This is a genomic window from Paenibacillus sp. FSL R5-0341 (assembly GCF_037975235.1).
Taxonomy (GTDB): domain Bacteria; phylum Bacillota; class Bacilli; order Paenibacillales; family Paenibacillaceae; genus Paenibacillus; species Paenibacillus amylolyticus_A.
The window spans coordinates 4503430-4528035 of sequence record NZ_CP150241.1 but is presented as its reverse complement, the minus strand read 5'-3'; the positions used below and the strand labels follow the sequence as shown (position 1 = coordinate 4528035).

Below are 24606 nucleotides of genomic sequence, written 5' to 3'. Positions count from 1 at the left end.
AATATTAAAGTGATATGCTATTATTGATGTATTATGTGCCGCCGACTCGTTCGGCGGTTTTTTTCGTTTTTTAATGACTTTCTTTTGACGAAGCGGCCCTGAATTCGGTACAATCAAGAAAGGCTCTTTGAAGCAGAATAGGAGGCAGACCTCATGAACGGTATTACCGAGGCACTCCGCAGCGGATCAAGACTTGCAGAAGATTATATCTGTTCAAGAGATGCTGCGCGTGTCCTTTACGAGTATGACATTCGCTGGGAATCAGGACTTCAGACGCGTGCCGAGTGGTTGGACCAATCGGAAAACACACGTATTGATCGTCGTGACCTGGCAGAGTATTTACGTATATATAATAAACGGGTGAACGACCATGAAGAGGTTCATGCGTCCATCACACGTCTTGCAGAACAAGGCGCATTGGTGGTTACAGGAGGACAGCAGAGCGGTCTGTTTACCGGACCATTGTTCGTCATATACAAAGCCGCTAGCGTAGTGGCAGCTGCCCGTGAAGCCGAAGAAAGACTTCAACGCCCGGTAGTTCCAGTATTTTGGATCGCTGGTGAAGATCATGACTGGGATGAGGTTAACCATACCTACCTGCCTAATCACCAGGGAGACATGAAGAAAGTCAAGTTGCAGGGACGATTCGCAGGAAGGGATTCTGTGAGTAATGTTCATGTGGATACGCAGCAGTGGATGAGTGTACTCGAGCAGGTGGAGCGTCTGTTACCTGATACGATACATAAACCAGGATTGATGAAATGCATTACTGAGATCCATCAATCCAGTTCGAATCTGAGTGATGCATTTGCCCGCATGATATCCGCTTTGTTTGCCGGCACTGGACTTATACTAATGGACGCATCAGATCCGGACTTGCGTAGATTGGAGCGGCCCGTGTTTGAACAGTTAATCCGACGAAATGAAGTGTTGCGTAACGCTTATGCACAAGGAGCTTCGTTGGTGGAACAAGCTGGTTATGCTATGCCTGCCGAAGTGGCTGAGGATGGAGCCAATCTGTTCTATATCCATGAAGGCACACGTTTGCTTTTGATGCTTAAGGATGGCTTGTATAGCGATCGCAAAGGCCTGGTTTCTTTCACAGAGGAGCGTTTGCTTCAGGAACTTGAAGAGCATCCGGAGCGCTTCAGTAACAACGTATTGACTCGGCCATTAATGCAGGATTCGGTTCTGCCTGTAGCCGCTGTTATTTTGGGTCAAGGTGAAATTGCATATTGGGGTTTGACTCGCGAAGCATTCCAGCAGTTCGGACTGCAAATGCCTATTTTATTACCGCGGTTGTCCTTCACTATCATAGAAGATATTCATCACAAACATATGAAACAATATGGACTTTCTTTTCAGGATGTTCAATATCATATGGAAGACAAGAAGGAACAGTGGCTAGCTCAGCAGGAGACGTTCCAAGTAGATGAACAATTTGACAAGGTCCAGGAAGCGTTTTTGGATCTGTATGGTCCTTTGTTAGATGAAATTACGGAGATTCATCCTGGGTTGGAACGAATTGGAGATACTAACTTGAGTAAAATTAACGAGCAAATGCAGTATCTCAAGCAGCAGACTCACAAAGCCATTGAAGATAAACATAATGTAAGTTTAAGGCATTGGAACGGCATTCAAAACTCTCTTTTCCCGGCGGGCAAACCGCAGGAACGAGTACATAATGCACTCTTTTACCTGAATCGTTATGGCACCCAGTGGATCGATGAACTGATTAAGGCTTCAAGCGAATTCCGTGGAGAGCACAAGGTTATTGCACTGTAGAAACCTTTATAATAGAAGAAACACATAAACGAGGAGGACGTGAAATGACTACACCTGCATTGCAAAACAGTATTGTTAAAGACATGGGACTCGCTTCAGAGGGTCATTTGAAAATTGATTGGGTAGAGGCGCACATGCCGGTATTGAACCGTATTCGTCGCCAGTTTGAACAGGATCTTCCTTTTAAAGGTTTGAAGGTTGCCATCTGTCTTCATCTGGAAGCAAAAACAGCTTACTTGGCAAAAGTGATCCAAGCCGGCGGCGCAGAAGTAACGATTACGCACAGTAATCCTTTGTCTACACAAGATGATGTCTGCGCTGCATTGGTAGAAGATGGCGTTACCGTATACGCGAAGTACAACCCGGAACCTGCGGAATTCAAATCACTGCAGCTTCGTGCGCTTGAGGTGAAACCTGATCTCATTATTGATGATGGCGGAGACTTCGCAACTATTATTGCATCCGAGCGTCCTGATCTTGCAGCGACAATTCGCGGAGGAGCAGAAGAAACGACAACGGGCATTATTCGTTTGAAAGCATTGGCGAAAGAAGGCCAATTGAAATTCCCGATGGTGGCAGTTAATGACGCATACTGCAAATATCTGTTTGATAATCGTTATGGCACAGGTCAATCCGCATTTGACGGTATCATCCGTACAACCAATCTGGTTGTAGCAGGTAAGAATGTAGTCGTAGCCGGATATGGCTGGTGTGGTAAAGGTGTAGCGATGCGCGCCAAAGGTCTTGGAGCGAATGTAATCGTAACTGAGATTGATCCAATCAAAGCAGTAGAAGCACACATGGACGGATTCCGGGTCATGACGATGGTGGAAGCTGCTAAATTGGGCGATTTCTTTATCGCAGTTACAGGTAATAAGGATGTTATTACGGGTGAGCATTACGATGTAATGAAGGACGGAGCAATCCTGAGCAATGCAGGTCACTTTGATGTTGAAGTGAATAAACCTGAACTAGCTAAACGTTCGGAATCGATTCGTACAGTTCGCCGCAACATTGAGGAATATCGCTTTAAAGATGGTCGTAAAATGTACCTTCTTGCAGAGGGGCGTCTTGTAAACCTGGGTGCTGCGGATGGTCACCCGGCCGAAATCATGGATACAACGTTTGCTCTTCAAGCACTTGGTCTGCGTTATGTAAGTGAGAATTATGAAAACTTGGGTAAAAACGTGGTTAACGTACCTTACGATATCGACCAACAGGTTGCCAGCTATAAACTGGAAAGCCTGAATATTGGCATTGACTCCTTGTCAGTAGAACAGGAAAAATACCTGGATAGTTGGAAATTTTAAGCTTTATCCATTAATTACAAGCTGATGAAATGATTCAAAGGGTATAGAATGGTTTATTGATGATATGGCTCATGTGCGGGTAGACATACGATTGCCCGTTTACGGGAAACGTCTTTGATCCTGAGTGACAGGATCAAAGACGTTTTTTTATGTTGAAAAATCAAAAAATCAAGTATTGCAAGAAGGGTTTTGATTTTTTTGTGCGAATCTATTATGCTTAGGTGGTGGAAAGTGGGGCAAAGTGGGAGAAACGGGTGAGGAGTGAGTGGGCCAATGTTTATGGGGGAGTTCCAACATAGCATTGATGATAAGGGTCGGGTTATCATTCCGGCTAAATTCCGCGAATCTCTGGGACCGTCTTTCGTTGTCACACGGGGTTTGGACCAGTGTCTTTTCGTGTACCCCATGGAGGAGTGGGGGGTCATGGAACAGAAGCTCAAAGCACTGCCATTGATGAAATCTGATGCACGTGCGTTTACCCGGTTTTTTTTCTCGGGTGCAACCGAATGTGAACTGGACAAACAGGGCAGGGTAAATCTGCCGGGCAATTTAAGAGAGTATGCCAAGCTGGACAAGGATTGTGTTGTTCTTGGCGTGTCGAACCGGGTGGAGATTTGGAGCAAAGGCATATGGGAGAGTTATTTCAATCAATCCGAAGAAGCATTCAACGACATTGCCGAAAAGCTGGTCGATTTTAATTTTGATTTATAAAGTCAGGAGGGGTGCAGGTTGTTTCACCACATAACCGTACTCAAAGAAGAGGCAACAGAGGGATTAAACATCAAGCAGGACGGTATATACGTGGACTGCACTTTAGGCGGTGGCGGACATAGCTCCGTGATTGCTTCCAAGCTCGGTCCAGGGGGACGTCTGATCGCACTTGATCAGGATGATTGGGCTTTGGATAATGCTCGCGAGAAGCTCGCTGCCTATGGAGAACGTGTAACATTGGTGAAAACCAATTTTAGAGATCTGGAACAGGTGCTCAAGGATCTGGATGTACCAATGAAGGATGGCGTACCACAGGTCGATGGTATCTTGTATGACTTGGGTGTTTCATCTCCGCAATTTGATGAAGGAGAACGTGGATTCAGCTACAATCACGATGCTCCGCTCGATATGCGAATGGACCAGGATGCCATGCTGACGGCCAAAGAGATTGTGAATGAATGGCCAGAAGAAGAGATTGCCCGAATTTTGTATCGCTATGGTGAAGAGAAGTTTTCCAGAAGAATTGCCCGTGTTATCGTCGGTAAACGAGCTCAGTCTACCATTGAGACCACGGGTGAACTAGTGGAACTGATCAAGGAAGGCATTCCGGCGGCAGCTCGCCGTACCGGTGGACATCCTGCCAAACGCAGCTTCCAGGCATTACGAATTGCCGTCAACGATGAGTTGGGTGCGTTTGAAGAAGGACTACATCAGGCTGTTCGTTGTCTTGCACCAGGAGGACGTGTATCTGTTATTACCTTCCACTCCCTTGAGGATCGGATATGTAAACAGATTTTAAGCAGTTATCTGGAGAAATGTACGTGTCCACCCGATTTTCCGTTGTGTGTATGTGGGGGCAAGGGGTCCCTGCGTTTAATTAACAGAAAACCGCTGATTCCAACAGAAACGGAATTGGCTGAAAATTCACGTGCTCGTTCAGCCAAGCTGCGCGTAGCCGAGAAATTGTAGATCAAGAGTGGAGGAGAGAATCGGAGTATGGCATATACACGTGGTAATCTCGCCGTAAAAGAAAAAGCGTCCCAGGAACGTGTGACCCAGCAACGATACAAAGAAACCACCAAAGTGGTGACCCGTCGTACGGGTCTTCCGGCACGCGAGAAGATTTTGTATCTGATTACCCTGGTTGCAGTGATCCTTGTTGGAGGAGCCCTGATGTCTCGTTATGCTCATATCTATGATCTGAACAAGCAGGCACAGTCCACTATTTCGGATATCAAGGGGTATGAGAAGACGATTGCAGACCTGCAAGTGGAAAAAGAAACATTGAACAATCAGGTCATCGAAAATGCAAAACAGCTTGGTTATGTTGAAGCTTCCGGTAAGGATGTCATTTTTGTACCTCGCTCCACAAGTACGAAATCAACAGGTGCTGAATCGTCCTCGAATACAAGCAGTAAGTAAAGAGGTGTTCCGATGATAAAAAGAATAAAGATGCGCACGTTGCTAATAGGGGGATGTATTACCCTCTTTTTTCTTGTACTCGTAACCCGAATCTTTTTCATTCAAGTTGTGAATGGCGGTGTATGGCAGGAACGGGCGGCCGGTTTAGTAGAGCGGGAACAGACCATTAAGGCTGCACGTGGAACAATTACAGATCGAAATGGTAACGTTCTGGCTACCGATGCGCCTGCGTATACGGTTTCGGTCAATCCTCTCTTGATCGATGAACTCGGCATACAGGATGTTGTCACGGAGAAGCTCTCTACCCTTCTAGGGAAAAATGAGAGTGAGATGCGCGCTCTTGTCACAGCCAAAAATAAAGATGGAAATTTCTATCAGCAGCGGGAAGTACGCAGTGAAGGATATAAGATCAGTCCTGAGCTTGCCGCAAAAGTCAATGAGTTGCGTGAAGAATTGCAAGAGGAATATAAGGCGCGTAATGCAATCGTAATGGCTCAAGAGTCCAAGCGTTTTTACCCCGAAGAAACACTTGCTTCTCATCTCTTGGGATATATGAGCCGTGACGGAAAGGCTGTCAATGGACTTGAAGTCTCATATGATGAAGCACTGACAGGTACAGACGGGTATCTGAATTATCAGAAGGATGCCAAAGGCATCAAACTTCCGGATTCACAGGACAACTATCTGCCACCACAGAACGGGAAAAACCTCACGCTGACGATCGATGATACGATCCAGTTCTACATTGAGGATGCAATGAAAGAAGCCGTTGCCAAGTATAACCCACTGAGCATGACGGTCATTGCTGCAGACCCGAGCACAATGGAGATTCTGGGGATGGCGAACTGGCCAACCTTTAATCCTAATACGTACGGCAGTACGCCTGATCAAAAGAACTTTATTAATCATGCGACGCAATCCATCTATGAGCCAGGGTCTACATTCAAAATCGTTACACTGGCAGGAGCTGTGGAAGAAAAACTCTTCGATCCGAATGCAAGTTTTGAATCCAAACGCATGTATATCGGTGGATTCCCGATTAGCGATAATGGTCATTCCTATGGTTGGATCTCTTATCTCGAAGGTGTCAAACGGTCAAGTAACATTGCCTTTGTTAACTTGGGTTACAACATGCTTGGTGGTGAACGTCTGCGTCATTACATAGACGAATTCGGTTTTGGTAAAAAGACAGGTATTGATCTGCCGAGTGAGGCAGCTTCACCGATCAAGCCGTTGGTTTACAAATCCGAGATTGCTACTGCTGCTTACGGTCACGGTCTCGTACAGGTAACACCAATTCAACAGGTCGCAGCGATCTCGGCAATTGCTAATGGCGGCAAATTATTGGAGCCACATCTGGTGAGGGAGATCAAGAACCCGAATGACGGAACTACGGAAGTGATCAAACCTAAAGTGGTTCGTCAGGTGATTTCCAAGGAATCTTCCAAACTGGTGAGCGGTTATCTGGAACAAGTGGTTGCAGACCAAACGATTGGTACCGGTCGTAACGCTTATATCGAGGGTTACCGTGTAGCTGGTAAGACAGGTACAGCAAGAAAGGTTGTTAACGGGGAATATAGCAAGTCGAAAGACGTTGTATCGTTTATTGGATTTGCACCTGTGAATAATCCGAAGATTGCTATACTTGTTGTCATTGACCAACCGGATGGAACCAACATTGGGGGAGGAACTGCAGCTGCCCCGGTATTCAAAAAAATTGTGAGCCAAACGCTTCAGTATATGGGAGTTCCCAAGGATACAGCCAAAACCGCTGACAAAAAGTCAAAAGAAGTTCCTGTCGTGCAAGCCAAGGCACCGGACCTGAGTGGTAAGACAGCCAAACAGGCCAGAAGCCAGCTTCTAAGCGCGGGTATTGCTTATGTGACGCTTGGTCAAGGGGATAATGTAATTCGGCAGTATCCGGTTGCTGGGGCATCCATGAATCCAGGCCAACGAATCTATCTGCTTACGGAAGAAAGCAGCAAGATGAAGATTCCAGATCTAACAGGTGAATCCCTCCGGGATGCTCTGGAAGTACTTTCTCTCATGAAAGTGGGAGTTACGGTCAAGGGTGAAGGGTATGTCGTGAAGCAAACTGAGCAGGTAGCAGGTGAGCAGAGAACCGTCCAGCTGAATTTGCAGACTGCCAAAGCCGCAGTTACCGGCATAGCAGATGAGGCTCCAATCTCTTCTGATCCGTCGTCAGAAACCGAAGGGAAGGAACAAGACACTTCGGGAGCAGAAGGTAAAACCGACGGAAAAGACGAAACGGATAACAATAAGGCTCCTGCCAATGAATCCGAATCCTCTGATGATCCAGCAACAAACGGGGCTTCACTACCATAGGGAGCTCTGACAGCTTGTTCTAACCCCCGGTTGTCCTGAATATTCATGAATGGAACGAGATCATGATTTTGGGACGAGTGGGGGGATCTTTTCGTGAAGGGATCAAGCGTAAATCTGCGTCGCAGGTTGCTATGGAGTTTAGTGGTTTTAGTTTTGTTATTTTCGGCCTTGGTAATCAGGCTTGCTTATGTACAGCTCGGGCAAGGCCCTGAATTGTCAGCAAAAGCAGAAGAATCCTGGCGTCGTAATATTCCTTACTCTGCCAAGCGAGGGGAGATCCTGGATCGAAATGGAACCTCTCTGGCCTATAATGTGACCACACCGACCATTATGGCTATCCCGGCACAAGTCAAGGAAGCTGAAACGACAGCCCGAGCGCTTGCTCCATTACTGGGGATGACGGAAGAGAAAGTGCTGGCAACCATCAAGAAACGTGAACTCATTGTACGATTACAACCCGGCGGCCGCAAAATTACGATGGAGAAAGCTCAGCGCATCCGTGATTTGAAGCTTCCGGGTATCGTTGTTGCTGAGGACAATAAACGTTTTTATCCCTATGATGATCTGGCTGCCCATATTCTCGGATTTACGGGGATTGATAATCAGGGCTTAACGGGCGTCGAGAAGAAATATGATGATAAGCTGAATGGTTTGAATGGCAGTGTGTCCTACTTGTCCGATGCGGCCGGAAGGCTAATGCCGGGCTCATCCGAGAAGTATGTGGAACCGAAGGACGGTCTTAACCTCAAGCTGACCATTGATAAATCGATTCAGTCCATCATGGAGAGAGAACTGGACCAGGCCATGGTGAAGTTCCAGGCGAACTCAGCACTGGCTATAGCGATGAATCCCAAAACGGGTGAAATTTTGGGTATGTCGAGCAGACCGGGATACGAACCGGCCGATTATCAGCAATATCCCGCGGAGATATACAATCGGAATTTACCGATCTGGATGACGTACGAACCGGGTTCTACGTTCAAGATCATTACCTTGGCAGCAGCGCTTGAAGAGAAAAAGGTCAATCTGCAACAGGATCAATTTTTTGATCCCGGATATGTTGAGGTGGGTGGAGCCCGTCTGCGTTGCTGGAAAAAGGGCGGCCACGGAAGTCAGACCTTCCTGCAAGTGGTGGAGAACTCATGCAACCCGGGATTTGTAGCTCTGGGGCAGAGACTGGGAAAAGAATCGCTCTTCTCTTATATTAAAGACTTTGGCTTTGGTACCAAAACGGGTATTGATCTCAGTGGAGAAGCCAGTGGAATTCTGTTCAAACTGTCGAGAGTAGGACCTGTCGAACTTGCAACGACTGCTTTTGGTCAAGGTGTATCGGTTACACCTATTCAGCAAGTAGCGGCTGTGTCAGCGGCCATCAATGGGGGTAAACTTTACAAGCCATATGTTACGAAAGCGTGGGTCCATCCAGTAACGGGAGAAGTCATGGAAGAAGCCAAGCCGGAGCTGGTTCGTCAGGTGATCTCGGAGAATACATCCAAGCAAGTACGTGAAGCACTCGAGAGTGTTGTTGCGAAAGGAACCGGACGTCCAGCGTTCATTGATGGATACCGGGTCGGTGGCAAAACAGGTACAGCCCAGAAAGTCATCAACGGACGTTATTCCTCTACCGAGCATATCGTATCCTTTATCGGATTTGCACCCGCTGATGACCCTCAGATTGTGGTCTATACCGCAGTGGATAATCCCAAAGGAATTCAGTTCGGAGGTGTGGTTGCCGCCCCGATTGTACAGAACATTCTTGAAGATGCACTGCATTACATGAATGTCCCTGTTCGGAAGGATCAGGTCGCCAAAGAATACAAATATGGTGAGACCAAAATCGTGACGGTTCCAGATCTGACAGGAGCTACAGTCGAAGATCTGTATGAAGACCTGAACATGAACTTTATGCTGGCGAAGTCCGGCAGTGGAAAATACGTGATTAATCAGGCGCCTAAGCCTGGGGCAAGGGTAGAGCAGGGTTCAACCATCCGCATTTACATGGGGGATGTTCTGAACGATGCGCATGACCACACAAAGGGTGAATAATGGGGCTTTGGAGCAGTTTGTGTCTTCAAGCGCAACAAAATTCATCCAAGCGCGTTTCATTATTTGGTTGTATTGACGATATTAATAAATACAGACATATGCTAAAACAGAAGTATAATTGGAAAAGTGAGGTTATTCATGTGCTTTTAAAACAATTTGCATCGATGCTGACCACCGCCCGCCTCGTGGGCGAATCGAATACAGAATGCCAAAACCTTCAGACAGATTCCCGGCAGGTAAAACCGGGTGATCTGTTTATCTGTCTTCCGGGACATACGGTAGATGGTCATGATTATGCAGAAAAAGCTGTCCATGCCGGTGCAGTCGCATTGGTGGTTGAACGTCAGCTGGATCTTCCTGTACCACAATTGCTGGTGAAGGACAGCCGGTTTGCGATGGCTGTTCTGGCAGATTTCTTTTTTGACTCGCCAAGCCAGAAGATGAATATGATTGGTGTAACGGGAACGAACGGAAAAACGACCACTACCTATTTGATTGAAAAAATCATGAGCGATTTTGGACGTAAGACGGGATTGATCGGTACCATTCAAATGCGGTATGACGGTCGCACCTACCCGATGTCAGGAACGACACCAGAGGCGCTTGATCTGCAGCGTAGCCTGCATGATATGGTTCAGAAGGGGACGGACTGCTGTGTTATGGAAGTTTCTTCTCACGCATTGGAACAAGGGCGCGTAAAGGGAACGAATTTCCGTACTGCGGTATTCACTAATCTGACGCAGGATCATCTGGACTACCACCATTCCATGGAGGAATATCGCGGGGCCAAAGGGTTGTTCTTTGCACGACTGGGTAACGGATATACGGAAGATGCTTCACAGCGTAAATTCGCTGTCATCAATGCAGATGATCCGGCTGCGGCTTATTTCATCTCTGTGACTGCAGCTGAAGTGATTACATATGGCATGGGTGAAGAGGCAGATGTACGCGCATCCCAAATCTCGATCACATCTCAGGGAACTTCTTTCCACGTAGATACATTTGCAGGCAACACGGATATTCGCTTGCGCATGGTAGGTAAATTCAATGTGTACAATGCGATGGCAGCAATCTCAGCAGCGCTGGTGGAAGGCGTTCCATTGGAAGAGATCAAACGCAGTCTGGAGACGGTTCCGGGTGTGGATGGACGTGTTGAAGGAGTTGACGAAGGGCAGCCATTTGCTGTTATTGTCGACTATGCTCATACACCGGATGGACTGGAGAATGTACTGCGGACGGTGAAGGAATTTGCTGAAGGACGTGTGATCTGTGTGTTTGGCTGTGGTGGTGACAGAGATCGTACCAAACGACCTCTCATGGGTAAGATTGCTGCGATGTATAGCGATTTTGTACTCGTCACTTCTGATAATCCACGGACAGAAGATCCGGATCTGATTCTCAAAGACATTGAACAGGGCCTGATTGAAGAATCCGTTCCTGCTGAACGTTATACGATGATTGTGGATCGGCGCCAGGCGATTCATGAAGCTATTGAAATGGCAAGCCCAGCCGATGTAGTATTGATTGCGGGCAAGGGTCACGAGACCTATCAGATTATCGGCACAACCAAAACCGATTTTGATGACCGAATCATAGCCAAAGAAGCGATAAGGGGCAAATCCAATTGATAAAAAGAACATTGGCACAATTGGCCGAGATGTGTGGAGGAACATTAAGTGACGTTGCTGCTCATGGCAATGTAATGGTCGAAGGGGTGTTTACCGATTCGCGTAAACCCCTGGAAGGCAGTTTGTTTATCCCGCTAGTGGGTGAAAGGTTTGACGGACACGAATTTGTGCAAGCCTGTCTAGAGAAGGGGGCTGCAGGGGCGATCTGGCAAAAGGATCATGGTATTCCTCCACAAGGCGCTGTCATTGTTGTTGACGACACCCTTGTTGCACTGCAAGCACTCGCATCTGCTTATCTAACGGAGAATAAAGCTGCTATTGTTGGCATCACAGGCAGTAATGGTAAGACGACAACGAAGGACATCGTGGATGCCATGCTCTCAACGACGTTCAAAGTGCACAAGACACAAGGAAACTTCAACAACCATATTGGTTTACCACTGACTGTACTAAGCATGGACCCGGATACAGAGATTATCATTTTGGAGATGGGCATGAGTGGTCGCGGGGAAATTAACGATTTGTCGGTTATTGCGCAGCCTGATGTAGCGGTCATCACCAATATTGGGGAATCTCATCTGCTGCAACTGGGGTCGAGATTGGAGATTGCCAGAGCCAAATCCGAGATTGCAGCGGGAATGAAAGCGGACGGGTTACTGATCTACAACGGAGACGAGCCTTTAATTGCACAAGTTCTTGAAGAACCCGCAACGAAACAACCAAAAGGATTGCAGCGGTTTACATTTGGTCTTGAGACCGATAATGATGACTATCCTACGGGACTCATGAATGCGCAGAACGGGGTTGTTTTCACTACCAAACAGTATGGAGATCATGCATTTACGCTCCCTCTGCTGGGAACGCATAATGTCGTTAACTGTCTGGCTGCCCTCGCTGTAGCCCGTCATTTTGGAGTGATTACGGAACAGATTGCTGCGGGATTGTCCCGCTTGAAACTGACAGGCATGCGCATTGAGGTTACGCAAGGTGTTAGTGGTCTGACCCTGCTGAATGATGCATACAATGCAAGTCCAACCTCCATGAAGGCCGCAATCGATGTATTGGAAGGTCTGAAAGGATACCGTATGAAAGTGGCTGTGCTTGGTGATATGCTTGAACTTGGTCCTCAGGAGCAGGATCTGCATTATGGAATCGGAGAGTATATCACACCTGCCAAAATGGACATGGTGCTGGTATATGGTCCGCTATCAGCTAATATTGCTGAAGGAGCAAGAAAGCAAATGCCGGCAGAGGCTGTGCATGCTTTTATAGATAAAGAAGAAATGACCCGTTATCTACTGGAGAAACTACATCCCAGAGACGTTGTCTTGTTCAAAGCCTCAAGAGGCATGAAGCTGGAGGACGTGGTCGAAGCACTACAAATAGCACCATTACAGAATCGAGTAGACTAGAGGGGTGAACCCATGGATTTTCAGGTATTACTGTTAACAATCGGCGTTTCATTTATTCTGGCGGTGATTGCCGCACCGCTCCTGATTCCGCTGTTACGAAGAATGAAATTCGGACAGCAGGTTAGGGAAGATGGACCTCAGAGCCATTTGAAAAAAAGCGGAACACCTACAATGGGTGGCGTCGTCATTTTAGTTGCATTCACATTGGCCTTTTTGAAATTTTCGGCAGTCAAGAATACAGACTTTTATGTCTTGCTCGTGGCTACGCTGGGATTTGGGCTGATAGGTTTCCTGGATGACTACATCAAAATTGTGTTCAAACGTTCGCTCGGACTGACGGCCAGACAAAAAATGCTGGGCCAATTGTTCTTCAGTGCAGTGATGTGTTTCTTGCTGATCCAGAATGGACATAGCACAGCCATTTCTATTCCGGGTACGTCATTCTCGTTCGACTGGACCGGATGGTTCTATTATCCGTTTGTCGTATTCATGATGCTTGCCATCACCAATGCGGTTAACTTTACCGATGGTTTGGATGGTTTACTATCCGGGGTAAGTGCAATTGCGTTTGGGGCATTTGCCATTGTGGCGATGCAAGCCACGTCGATGCCGGCTGCCGTGTGTGCAGCAGCGATGATCGGAGCCGTGCTTGGTTTTCTGGTATATAACGCACATCCGGCCAAAGTGTTTATGGGAGACACAGGTTCTCTGGGGATTGGCGGTGCAATTGGTGCGGTAGCGATTGTAACCAAAACAGAGCTTCTATTTGTTATCATTGGCGGTATTTTTGTCATCGAGATCCTGTCTGTCATCATTCAAGTGGTATCATTCAAGACTCGCGGCAAGCGTGTATTCAAAATGAGCCCTATTCACCATCACTTTGAATTAAGTGGTTGGTCAGAATGGCGGGTTGTTATTACCTTTTGGGCGGTAGGCGCAATTTTGGCCGCTCTTGGACTTTATCTCAACAAGGGGTTGTAGATCATGAACCATCCTGAATCATATCGCGGACAACAAGTAGTCGTGCTCGGATTGGCCAAAAGTGGCGTGCAAGTTGCCAAAGTGCTGGATCGTGCCGGAGCGAAGGTTACAGTGAATGATAAAAAAGAGAGAGAACAGTGTCCCGAAGCTTCCGAATTGGAGGCTTTGGGAATTTCTGTTGTATGCGGAGGACATCCGGATGATCTGATTCACAGTGATGTGAAGCTGGTCGTCAAAAATCCCGGCATCCCATACCATGCTGCTCCAGTGCAGCAAGCTCTGGCGTTAGGCATTGAAGTAGTGACAGAGGTAGAGGTCGCTTATCATCTATGTGCTGCACCCATGATCGGTATTACCGGCTCCAATGGCAAAACAACAACGACCACTTGGGTGGGTAAAATGTTGGAACATGCCGGCCTCAAGCCGATTGTTGCCGGCAATATTGGAACACCTCTCTGTGAAGCGGCAGAGCAAGCTTCTCCAGATCACTGGATGGTTGTTGAGCTTAGCAGTTTCCAGCTCAAAGGAACGGTTGATTTCCGTCCTCGGATTGCCAGCTTACTTAACGTTGCAGAGACGCATCTGGACTATCACGGGAACATGGATGATTATGTGGCTTCCAAAGCTAAACTGTTTGCCAATCAGCAGTCTGACGACGTAGCCATTCTAAATTGGGATGATGCGGTATGTCGTGGTCTGGTTCCTTACATCAAAGGCAGATTGATCCCCTTCTCTGTGACAGAGAAATTGGATACAGGTGTGTATGCAGATCCTCCTTATGTGGATGGAGAAGAGGATGATGTGAAGCGTCAGGTAATTTACGCAGATGAAAACGGAGATCACCACAACATTATCGACGTTGAGGACATTGGCCTTCCTGGGCGATTTAATGTTGAAAATGCACTAGCTGCTGTGGCCATTGCTGTAGCGGCAGGAGCTGATCCTGCGGTGCTGGCTGCTCCGCTTGCAGACTTCAAGGGAGTTGAACACCGACTTGAATACGTTCTGGAGCATAATGGCTCTGCATACTACAACAACTCCAAAGCGACCAATTCGAAGGCAACGGTTATGGCCCTGAATTCGTTCAAGGAACCGGTCGTGTTAATTGCCGGAGGGCTGGATCGTGGATCAGACATGATGGAGTTGTTACCCTTGTTCCAGGAACGAGTGAAAGCTGTCGTTGCAATTGGAGAGACACGGACAAAAATTGCCAAGGTCGCGGAACTTGCCGGATTAAAGCAAGTTAAGGTCGTCGATAATGAGGAGGACGCTGCCCGGACGTTAACCGCTGCTGTGCAGGAAGCATCGAAGCTTGCTACTGCCGGTGATGTCGTTTTGTTGTCCCCGGCATGTGCAAGTTGGGATATGTTTGCTTCCTATGAAGAGCGGGGACGCATTTTTAAAGAGGCGGCGCATAACTTGTAAGTAGGGGGGTGGAAAAGCCCCTACTTCCATGCAAGGGGTGGCCTCCTGATGAAACAGACGCGACCGGCACCAGATATTTGGTTGCTGATTTGTATTTTGGCATTGCTTGCCATCGGCATCATAATGGTATATAGCGCAGGCTCGGTGCTTGCCTTTCATGATTATGGCGATTCATTTTATTTTGTAAAAAGACAGGCCTTGTTTGCGGTGCTTGGGCTTGTGGCCATGTTCGTAACTGCTAATGTAGACTACCGGGTGTGGAGGAAATATGCCAAGCCAATATTGATTGCGTGTTTTATTATGCTCATTGCGGTGCTAATTCCTGGAATTGGAGTGGTTCGCGGAGGCGCACGAAGTTGGCTTGGTATAGGTTCGTTCGGTATCCAGCCCTCAGAATTCATGAAGCTGGGTATGATTTTGTTTCTCGCTCACTGGCTGAGCAAGGAGCCAGGCAAAATCAAGACCTTCACAACGGGGCTTCTGCCACCGCTGGGATTGATCGGTTTGGCTTTTGGTATTATTATGCTGCAACCTGATTTGGGGACAGGCACCGTGATGATGGGCGCGTCGATGCTTATTATCTTTACAGCCGGAGCACGAATGAAACATCTAAGCTTGCTTGCTCTTGGCGGCGTAGCCGGATTTGCAGCGTTGATCGCAGCAGCTCCCTATCGGTTGCAGCGTATCACAGCGTTTTTGGACCCATGGTCCGATCCATTGGGTGCCGGTTATCAGATCATTCAATCGTTATACGCGATTGGGCCTGGTGGACTGGCGGGATTGGGACTGGGCATGAGCCGGCAGAAGTACAGTTATGTACCTGAACCGCAAACGGACTTTATTTTTAGTATTTTGGCCGAAGAACTCGGCTTTATAGGTGGAATGATTGTATTATTGTTGTTTCTGGTGCTGGTGTGGAGAGGAATGCGTGTAGCGATGACCGTCCCGGATGCCTTCGGCAGCCTGCTTGGTGTTGGTATCGTAGGTATGGTCGCCGTACAGGTCATTATTAACATTGGTGTTGTCATTGGAATGATGCCAGTTACGGGTATTACCTTACCTCTGATCAGTTACGGCGGATCATCATTGACCCTCATGCTCACAGCACTGGGCATTTTAGTGAACTTATCCCGTTATGCGAGGTGACAATGCGATGCGAGTCGTTCTAAGCGGCGGCGGTACGGGTGGACATATCTATCCGGCCGTTGCCATAGCAAGACAATGTGAGGCGGAGAACCCGGGCTCGACATTTCTATATATTGGCGGAACCAGAGGGCTGGAAAGCAAACTGGTCCCCCAGGAAAATATTCCTTTTAAATCAATTGATATTACCGGTTTTCGGCGCAAATTGTCCATCGACAACCTGAAAACGGTCATGCGTTTCATTCAAGGTGTACGCAAGTCCAAAAAAATGCTGAAGGAATTCAAACCGGATGTTGTAATTGGTACGGGTGGATATGTGTGTGGACCTGTAGTGTATGCAGCAACAAAACTGGGGATTCCGAGTATAATTCATGAACAGAACGCCATTCCGGGTCTAACTAACAAATTTTTGATGCGTTATGTGGACACGGTTGCCGTTAGCTTTGAAGGACTTGAAAAATCGTTTTCAGGTGCGAAAAATGTGATCTACACCGGTAATCCGCGAGCGACTACGGTAGCTCAGGCTAGCCGTGATCGTGGTTTTGCCACATTAGGTGTCCCGATGAACAGCCGTGTTGTTCTTGTGGTCGGTGGCAGTCGTGGAGCGAAAGCAATCAATAAAGCGATGGTGGACATGGCTCCTATGCTGGAGCAACTGGATGATGTTCATGTGGTTTACGTGACAGGGGATACCTATTTTGATGAAACGCGTGAAGCCATTCGCAGTTCATTGGGTACAATGCCAAACCACCTGCATGTTCTACCTTACGTACACAATATGCCTGAGGTACTTGCTTGTACATCCTTGATTGTAAATCGCGCTGGGGCATCATTCCTTGCGGAGATTACATCACTGGGCATTCCTTCGATCCTGATTCCGTCACCCAACGTGACCAACAATCATCAGGAAGCCAATGCACGCAAGCTTGAAGGTGGAGGCGCGTCGCTCACGATGCTGGAGAAGGATCTTACAGGCAAAGTGCTGTATGAAGCCATTGCCGGGATTATGAATGATGAACTCGGGCGTAAGCGAATGGCTGAAGCCTCCCGGAAACTGGGGAAACCGGATGCAGCGGAAGTGCTTGTGCGTGAAATTCAGCGTCTTGCTGCACGTCGATAGAGTGCGTTTGTGGGCGATTGTCACACACAAGACGGGACTGACATAAGATACCGTATAAATCGTGACCATCGTTCCATGGCGCTAGAACACGGTCTGTAGCAACAGAACATACCATGTTCATCGGCTTTGAAGCAAAGGAGGATGCACACATGCACCAGTGGATATCGATACTGTCCCAGCATAATGTTGGCAGAGTTCTTGAAAACGAATCGCTAGCCAAATACACCACATGGAAGATCGGCGGTCCTGCGGATGCACTGGTCATTCCGGAGAATAAAGAGCAGATGATACATCTCATTCAATTGCTTCACAAGCATCAGATGCCGTGGATGCAACTTGGACGGGGTTCAAACATGCTGGTGTCAGACAAAGGAATACGTGGTGTTGTTGTGAAACCAGGCGAAGGCTTTGATTATGCCGAGTTTCACGAAGGCGGCGTAACCGCTGGAGCGGCGCATTCTTTTGTTAAACTCAGTGTGGTTGCTGCGAAAAAGGAATGGACCGGTCTGGAATTCGGCAGCGGTATCCCCGGAACTGTCGGTGGAGCCGTATACATGAACGCGGGTGCCCATGGATCGGATGTGTCACGGATATTCAAATTCGCTGAGATTGTACTGGAGACAGGAGAATTGGTACGTTACAGCAAGGAGGACATGGATTTTGCCTACCGCCACTCTGTTCTGCATGATCGGAGAGGCATCGTGCTGGAAGCTTCATTTGAACTTCAGCAGGGAGAGCGCAAAGTCATTTCGGAAGCCATGGCGGCTTACAAAGATCGCCGACGCCGCACACAGCCACTGCAGATGGCATGTGCAGGCAGTGTATTCCGAAATCCCCCGGGTGATCATGCAGCCCGTCTGATTGAAGCAGCAGGGCTGAAAGGGTTGACTCTGGGAGGCGCACAGGTATCCACCATGCATGCCAATTTCATTGTCAATACAGGGCAAGCAACAGCAGAGGACGTTATCACCCTAATGCAGCAGATTCAGAGCACTATATCATCTCAAAACGGTATTAACCTGGTACCGGAAGTCTTCGTAGTGGGTGAGCGGTAAACCCCGGAGGTGATACATTGGACAAATTGGTGATTGAAGGCGGGAAACCCCTCTCAGGATCCATACGCATCCATGGAGCAAAAAATGCCGCTTTACCGATTATGGCCGCAAGTTTGTTGGCAGATGGAGAAGTTACACTGCATAACGTTCCACACTTGCTGGACATTGAAGTGATGCTGTATATCCTGGAACGGCTTGGATGCACGTGTCGGCATGAACAGGGAACAGTGACGATTAATACCTCGTCGATCCGGTCATATGATGTGCCAGAAGATCTAATGAAGCAGATGCGCTCTTCCATTTTTTTGATGGGACCATTGCTGGCTAAGTTTGGGCAAGTGTCAGTGTACCAGCCAGGGGGCTGTGCCATTGGAGAACGCAAAATTGATCTTCACCTCCGGGGCCTGGAAGCGCTCGGAGCTTTGATTGAAGAGCAGGACCAACAGATTATCTGTCATGGGAAGAATCTGGTGGGTACAGATATTCATTTGGATTTCCCGAGTGTGGGAGCGACCGAGAATATCATGATGGCAGCCGTTATGGCTAAAGGCACGACAACCATTTGCAACGCCGCAAGAGAACCTGAAATACAAGATCTGCAGCACTTCCTGAATGCTATGGGTGCAAGCATCATTGGTGCAGGAACGGATACGATTACGATTAATGGCGTTGAGAAATTGAAGCCTTGTTCGTATGAGATTATACCGGATCGAATCGTTGCTGGGACCGTGATGATCGCAGCTGCAGCAACGCGTGGCAATGTTACGCTTACACATTGCAATCCTGCTCATCTTACTTCACTTATACATGTGTTGAAGCGCACTGGTGTTCAAATCACAGTCTGCAATGATATAATGACGGTGAGCTGTATGAGCCGTCCAAAATCAGTAGACCGTATTGTGACTTCTCCGTATCCTTCGTTTCCGACAGATCTGCAATCACAAATCATGGTGTTGCTCAGTCTGGCAGACGGATTCAGTGTGATGAAGGAAACGGTATTCGAGGGTCGATTCAAACATGTGGATGAGCTGAATGTGATGGGGGCTGATATTTCAGTCGATCTGAACGCAGCATTTATCCGTGGTGTTCCCCGTCTGTACGGGGCTACAGTGGAAGCAACCGATCTTCGTGCAGGTGCAGCTCTGGTTATTGCAGGTCTGGCTGCTCAAGGCAAAACGGTTGTGGAGCAAGTGCATCATATTGACCGGGGATACGATCAGATCGAGAAGTTATTCCAGAGTCTTGGAGCATCGGTTGAGCGACAGTCGCCCGTTTCGAAAGAGTTGGATTTTGCCAATTAACGTCCTTGGCGTCCCCTTCTTGAAGGGAGGGGACCTGAGGCTTTGTGGAGCGCTACTTATGCCTAAAAGTCAAATTCCGGTTCTGAAGAAGAATCGGCCAAAAGGAAACACAAGCCGCAAAATTGTAATTATTCTGTTATTACTATTTATTGTATTGCTCGCTGTATTATTCTTTCGTTCTTCCATGAGTCGGATTTCGGCAGTTGAAATTACGGGTAATGTATACACAGCGACTTCAGAACTGCTGGAGAAAAGCGGTCTGAAAGAAGGCGATCAATTTTTTGGGACAAGTGCTGCGGAGGTAATCGAGCGTCTCAAGAGTATCAAGGCGATCTCAACCGTTACCGTGGACAAGCAATTTCCAGGCATTATTCATATCAAAGTTCAGGAATATGCCACGGTTGCGTATGAACTTGGTACGGATGGTACGTTAAAAGCGATATTAGCCAGCGGGACAAGCTTGACAGTGCCAGCAACAATCGGTGTTGCTGTAGAGAAGCCGATATTGACCCAATGGAAGGCGGATGATCCGCTCAAAGCCGAACTGAGCGAGACCCTGGCTAAAATTCCAAACGAATTGACGACGGATATTTCGGAGATTATTCCGAACCCTACGCCTTCGTTTCCGGATCAGATTCGGATGTATACCAAATCACAGTTTGAAGTAATTACAACCGTCTCTCTTTTATCGGATAAAGTGGAGTATCTGAATCAAGTGATTGAGACCGAACGCCCTGGGAAAATCACCATGCTTGAAGCAGATACTTATGTTCCTTTCATCCCGGATGACCCGGAAGATGATGCTGAACCGGGAGCAACCCCCTGATCTTTGCCATCTTTGAGGCTGAACTGAATATGAAAGCCTAGGCGGGTCGGGGTTTGGCCCCGTCAGAGCAATGAAACTTGTTCTTTCTGAGATGAAGAAAAAATGATACACTTGAACTTATGGCACATGAGTTGCCTCCTTCTTTTTTCTTCAAGGTTTTATGTCTCGCAACCAGATTTTGACACCCAAAAACATTGTAGAAAAAAGAGGGAAAGCCTGAAGTGTGTTGAATATGTTTTAAGAGTGTTTAAACCCGAACGTATCTTACTATTGGAGTCAGGAGGTGCCACAGACTTGAGCAACAATGACATCATTGTTAGTTTGGACATCGGTACATCCAAAATTCGCGCTATTATTGGGGAAATTAATAATGGAACCTTTAATATTATAGGAGTTGGATCTGCCGACTCGGAGGGAATTCGCAAAGGTGTAATCGTAGATATCGATCAGACGGTGCAATCGATTCGCAACGCAGTGGATCATGCAGAACGTATGGTAGGTATTCAAATATCCGAAGTGTATGTTGGAATCTCAGGAAATCATATCGGACTGATGAGCAGTCACGGCGTCGTGGCTGTGTCTAACGAGGATCGTGAGATCGGAGAAGAAGACATGGAGCGGGTGTTGAAAGCAGCCGAAGTGATTGCAGTTCCGCCGGAACGGGAAATTATTGATGTTGTCGCCAAGCAATATGTTGTAGATGGCTTGGAGGGCATACAGGACCCCCGTGGTATGATTGGTGTTCGTCTGGAAGTTGAAGCAACGATCATTACGGGTGCAAAAACCGCGATACATAATCTTTTGCGCTGCGTGGAAAAAGCGGGTCTGAAAGTAAGCGATCTGGTTCTCATGTCGCTTGGAGCGGGTCAACTGGCTTTGTCCAAAGATGAAAAAACGATGGGTTCCGTGCTTGTTGATATTGGAGCAGGTGCAACAACCATCGCCATTTTTGAAGAAGACAGTCTTGTCGCAACATCAACGTTGCCTATTGGCGGGGAGTTTGTAACGAATGATATCGCCTATGGCCTACGCACGTTAACCGATCAAGCGGAGAAAGTGAAACTGAAATATGGCTGCGCCTGGTTGGATGATGCTGCTGCGGATGTTATGTTCAAAGTAACCCGAATCGGCAGTAATGTAGACAAGGAATTTTCACAGGAGGATCTGGCGGCTATTATTGAACCTCGGGTTCAGGAAATATTCCAGATGATCTCTCAAGAAGTGAAGCGTCTTGGTTACAACGAGCTTCCTGGAGGTTATATACTAACGGGAGGTACGGTCTCTATGCCGGGGGTTCTGCAGGTTGCTCAACATGAGCTGGCTGCTTCGGTACGAGTTGCAGTCCCGGATTATATTGGTGTGCGTGACCCTGGTTTCACAAGCGGAGTCGGCATATTGCATAGTGTAATTCGCAGTTTGCGTATTCGTCCCTCGATCAATAACGGCGGTGGAAATAACAACAATAATAATAACAACAAGAAACCGACCAACCGTCCGAAGCCGAATGCGGCACAGGAATCGGAGCAAAAACCCGGTCTGTTCGAACGGCTGAAGAATATGTTCAGTGAATTTATATAACAGGTTGGATCCATTTCATACATTCTTGAAGCCGTCTGAATGCGCCGGTACTAAAATAAACGCTTTCGTTCGTCGATATATGAAATTGATTCGGTTCAAATCAAAAATTGGACGGGCCATCCATGCACATTGAGGGGGAGATGGAATAATATGTTGGAATTTGATTTCGAGATGGAGAGCTTGGCTCAAATTAAAGTCATCGGTGTAGGCGGCGGCGGAAGCAATGCAGTCAACCGTATGATTGAAAATGGTGTACAAGGTGTTGAATTTATTACGGTGAATACGGATGCTCAGGCGTTACACCTGGCGAAATCCGAGCATAAATTGCAAATCGGTGATAAATTGACTCGTGGTCTTGGTGCGGGTGCCAATCCGGATGTAGGTAAAAAAGCAGCGGAAGAATCTCGCGATCTGATCATGAACACGTTGAAAGGTGCAGACATGGTATTTGTTACAGCCGGTATGGGCGGCGGTACAGGTACAGGTGCGGCTCCGGTTATTGCCGAAATCGCTAAAGAGTGTGGTGCACTTACCGTTGGTGTCGTGACTCGTCCATTTACATTCGAAGGACGCAAGCGTTCCAGCCATGCAGAGCAAGGTATTGAAGCTCTCAAAGAAAAAGTCGACACACTGATCGTGATTCCTAATGATCGTTTGCTCGAGATCGTAGACAAAAAGACTCCGATGCTTGAAGCATTCCGTCAAGCGGATAACGTACTTCGTCAAGCTGTACAAGGTATCTCTGATTTGATCGCTGTACCGGGTCTGATCAACCTTGACTTTGCTGACGTCAAAACGATTATGCATGAACGTGGTTCTGCGCTTATGGGAATTGGTGAATCAACTGGTGAGAATCGTGCCGCAGAAGCAGCGCGGAAAGCCATTATGAGTCCTTTGCTTGAAACTTCGATTGAAGGTGCTCGCGGCGTAATCATGAACATTACGGGTGGCGTTAATCTGTCCCTGTATGAAGTGAACGAAGCTGCAGAGATCGTAACGTCTGCTTCCGACCCGGAAGTGAATATGATCTTTGGTGCCATCATTGACGAAGACCTGAAAGAGGAGATTAAGGTTACGGTTATTGCAACCGGTTTTGAAGATAAACCTGCTCCACCACCACCAGGACGTAAGCCAGCTCCAGCAACAGCGGAGACAACGGATACGCGTTCGCCGAACCTGCGTCCTTTCGGAAATCAGCCGAGCAATGATCAGCTGGATATTCCGACATTTTTACGCAATCGTTCACGCAATAATAACAACGATTAATACACATATCGATTTATCCAAAACCCGGTGCTCCTGATGGAGTGACCGGGTTTTTTCTGTTTTTTTTAGATATCATAGCATACAGCATTGAACAAATTCTGAACAACGGGCCTGAGCAATTCCGACAAAAAAAGTTGGAAACACACCCCCATGATTAGACAGACTTTGAACAGGGGGCTCCGTATACTTGTGAATATGCTCAGGAATATCGGAATACCGGGATACTGATATTTCGATATGTTACGCGCAGGCAGGTGAAGAGTTTGATTGTGTATGTGGATCTTATTTTTTTGACAAACCTGTGTATTGACGGTGCACTCATCGGACTGACCGCCTGGATGCGCAAAACAAAGCTGGTCTGGTGGAGATGGTTGCTATCAGCCATTGTGGGCGCATTATACGTGGTCATGATGTTTGTACCGGAGTTTGATTTTATGTTCACCTTTTTGATCAAGTTCGGGTTCTCGCTGGTCATGCTTACGATTGCTTTTGGTTTTAAGGGTCTGCAGGCTTTTGCGAGGACGCTCGGTACCTTCTATGTGATTAATTTTGTCGCTGCCGGAGGTATTCTGGGTGTGCATTACATGCTTCAGAGCTCCGGAGAGCTGTTTAACGGCATTTGGTTCACAGCTTCAGGCGGCATGTCGTTTGATCTGAAGATTGCCTTCTGGTTCACGTTTATCGTATTTTTCGCTGTCCTGTTATTATTCAAAGCTGTGCAAAGCTCGAAACGTAAAACGGATCGCATGACGACCTATTTGGGCAAAGTTGAGGTCTGCATCGATGAGGTAGTCATTTCTTGTACAGGCCTTCTGGATACGGGCAATCAACTCACGGATCCCTTATCGCGCATGCCGGTCATGGTGATGGAGGTTTCGTTATGGCAAGACATGCTGCCGGCTTCATGGAAGGGCAGACTCAAGGACGAGGCGCCGGACAACCTTATTATGGAGCTTAATCAGGAAAGTTTTCAGTGGCAGGATCGACTGCGGCTTGTGCCCTATCGGGGCATTAACAAAGGGACTGCGTTTATGCTGGCGATGAAACCGGACCGGGTGAAGGTAACGATGGAGGAAACATGTTATGAGACGACAAGGGTACTTATTGGGCTGGATGGAGGTGTGTTGTCGTCGGATGGGAAATACCAGGCCGTGATTCATCCTGAACTTGTGCAAGACGCTGCTTCTGCGCAGTCTACGGCTCTCTCTGCGGGAGCAACAGAAAAGCCGCTGAATGTGGTATAGGAGGAAC

General features: G+C 47.5%; 19 protein-coding genes. All 19 read left to right on the top strand.

Features of this window, described 5'->3' with window-relative positions:
- Positions 1-153 precede the first annotated feature (153 nt).
- The 19 genes from bshC to spoIIGA all read left to right on the top strand — a co-directional run bounded on the left by bshC (position 154) and on the right by spoIIGA (position 24599).
- On the top strand, positions 154-1785 hold the full coding sequence (bshC, locus tag MKX75_RS20315) for a bacillithiol biosynthesis cysteine-adding enzyme BshC (RefSeq protein ID WP_339166563.1): 1632 nt from the start codon (positions 154-156) through the stop codon (positions 1783-1785).
- A gap of 44 nt (positions 1786-1829) precedes the next feature.
- The gene (locus tag MKX75_RS20310) at positions 1830-3095 is read left to right on the top strand and encodes an adenosylhomocysteinase (protein ID WP_339166562.1); all 1266 of its coding nucleotides are present in this window, start codon (positions 1830-1832) and stop codon (positions 3093-3095) included.
- A 273-nt stretch (positions 3096-3368) separates the two neighbouring features.
- On the top strand, positions 3369-3806 hold the full coding sequence (gene mraZ / locus MKX75_RS20305; RefSeq protein ID WP_017687291.1) for a division/cell wall cluster transcriptional repressor MraZ: 438 nt from the start codon (positions 3369-3371) through the stop codon (positions 3804-3806).
- Between the two features lie 18 nt (positions 3807-3824).
- Positions 3825-4775, top strand: coding sequence for a 16S rRNA (cytosine(1402)-N(4))-methyltransferase RsmH (gene rsmH / locus MKX75_RS20300; protein ID WP_145151100.1), 951 nt, complete (start codon positions 3825-3827; stop codon positions 4773-4775).
- A 27-nt stretch (positions 4776-4802) separates the two neighbouring features.
- The gene (locus MKX75_RS20295; RefSeq protein ID WP_339166561.1) at positions 4803-5228 is read left to right on the top strand and encodes a hypothetical protein; all 426 of its coding nucleotides are present in this window, start codon (positions 4803-4805) and stop codon (positions 5226-5228) included.
- Positions 5229-5240: 12 nt separating this feature from the next.
- Positions 5241-7574, top strand: a complete 2334-nt coding sequence (locus MKX75_RS20290; RefSeq protein WP_339166560.1) for a penicillin-binding transpeptidase domain-containing protein — start codon at positions 5241-5243, stop codon at positions 7572-7574.
- Positions 7575-7667: 93 nt separating this feature from the next.
- On the top strand, positions 7668-9620 hold the full coding sequence (locus MKX75_RS20285; RefSeq protein WP_339166558.1) for a stage V sporulation protein D: 1953 nt from the start codon (positions 7668-7670) through the stop codon (positions 9618-9620).
- Between the two features lie 140 nt (positions 9621-9760).
- Positions 9761-11248 carry a UDP-N-acetylmuramoyl-L-alanyl-D-glutamate--2,6-diaminopimelate ligase gene (locus tag MKX75_RS20280; protein WP_339166557.1) on the top strand — a complete coding sequence of 496 codons (1488 nt, stop codon included), beginning with the start codon at positions 9761-9763 and terminating at the stop codon, positions 11246-11248.
- On the top strand, positions 11248-12660 hold the full coding sequence (murF, locus tag MKX75_RS20275; RefSeq protein ID WP_339170537.1) for a UDP-N-acetylmuramoyl-tripeptide--D-alanyl-D-alanine ligase: 1413 nt from the start codon (positions 11248-11250) through the stop codon (positions 12658-12660). The genes MKX75_RS20280 and murF overlap by 1 nt, the downstream gene beginning before the upstream one ends.
- Positions 12661-12672: 12 nt before the next feature.
- Entirely contained in the window at positions 12673-13641 is a 969-nt protein-coding gene (gene mraY / locus MKX75_RS20270; protein WP_047843751.1) for a phospho-N-acetylmuramoyl-pentapeptide-transferase, read from the top strand.
- A gap of 3 nt (positions 13642-13644) precedes the next feature.
- Complete coding sequence (gene murD / locus MKX75_RS20265) at positions 13645-15066, top strand: UDP-N-acetylmuramoyl-L-alanine--D-glutamate ligase (RefSeq protein WP_339166555.1); 1422 nt, start codon at positions 13645-13647, stop codon at positions 15064-15066.
- Positions 15067-15114: 48 nt separating this feature from the next.
- Positions 15115-16212, top strand: coding sequence for a stage V sporulation protein E (gene spoVE / locus MKX75_RS20260; protein WP_062835457.1), 1098 nt, complete (start codon positions 15115-15117; stop codon positions 16210-16212).
- A 7-nt stretch (positions 16213-16219) separates the two neighbouring features.
- Positions 16220-17329 (top strand): undecaprenyldiphospho-muramoylpentapeptide beta-N-acetylglucosaminyltransferase, encoded by a 1110-nt coding sequence (gene murG, locus MKX75_RS20255; protein WP_339166554.1) that lies wholly within the window; start codon positions 16220-16222, stop codon positions 17327-17329.
- Between the two features lie 149 nt (positions 17330-17478).
- The gene (gene murB / locus MKX75_RS20250; RefSeq protein ID WP_339166553.1) at positions 17479-18384 is read left to right on the top strand and encodes a UDP-N-acetylmuramate dehydrogenase; all 906 of its coding nucleotides are present in this window, start codon (positions 17479-17481) and stop codon (positions 18382-18384) included.
- Between the two features lie 17 nt (positions 18385-18401).
- Positions 18402-19685: a UDP-N-acetylglucosamine 1-carboxyvinyltransferase gene (gene murA, locus MKX75_RS20245; protein WP_062835454.1), complete on the top strand. Its 1284-nt coding sequence runs from the start codon at positions 18402-18404 to the stop codon at positions 19683-19685.
- A 58-nt stretch (positions 19686-19743) separates the two neighbouring features.
- A complete protein-coding gene (locus MKX75_RS20240) occupies positions 19744-20511 on the top strand; it encodes an FtsQ-type POTRA domain-containing protein (RefSeq protein WP_062835453.1) in 768 nt (255 codons plus the stop codon).
- Positions 20512-20805: 294 nt separating this feature from the next.
- Positions 20806-22089 (top strand): cell division protein FtsA, encoded by a 1284-nt coding sequence (gene ftsA, locus MKX75_RS20235; RefSeq protein WP_062835452.1) that lies wholly within the window; start codon positions 20806-20808, stop codon positions 22087-22089.
- A gap of 150 nt (positions 22090-22239) precedes the next feature.
- Positions 22240-23355, top strand: a complete 1116-nt coding sequence (gene ftsZ, locus MKX75_RS20230) for a cell division protein FtsZ (protein ID WP_017687306.1) — start codon at positions 22240-22242, stop codon at positions 23353-23355.
- 263 nt (positions 23356-23618) lie between these two features.
- Positions 23619-24599 carry a sigma-E processing peptidase SpoIIGA gene (gene spoIIGA, locus MKX75_RS20225; protein WP_339170535.1) on the top strand — a complete coding sequence of 327 codons (981 nt, stop codon included), beginning with the start codon at positions 23619-23621 and terminating at the stop codon, positions 24597-24599.
- Positions 24600-24606 lie beyond the last annotated feature (7 nt).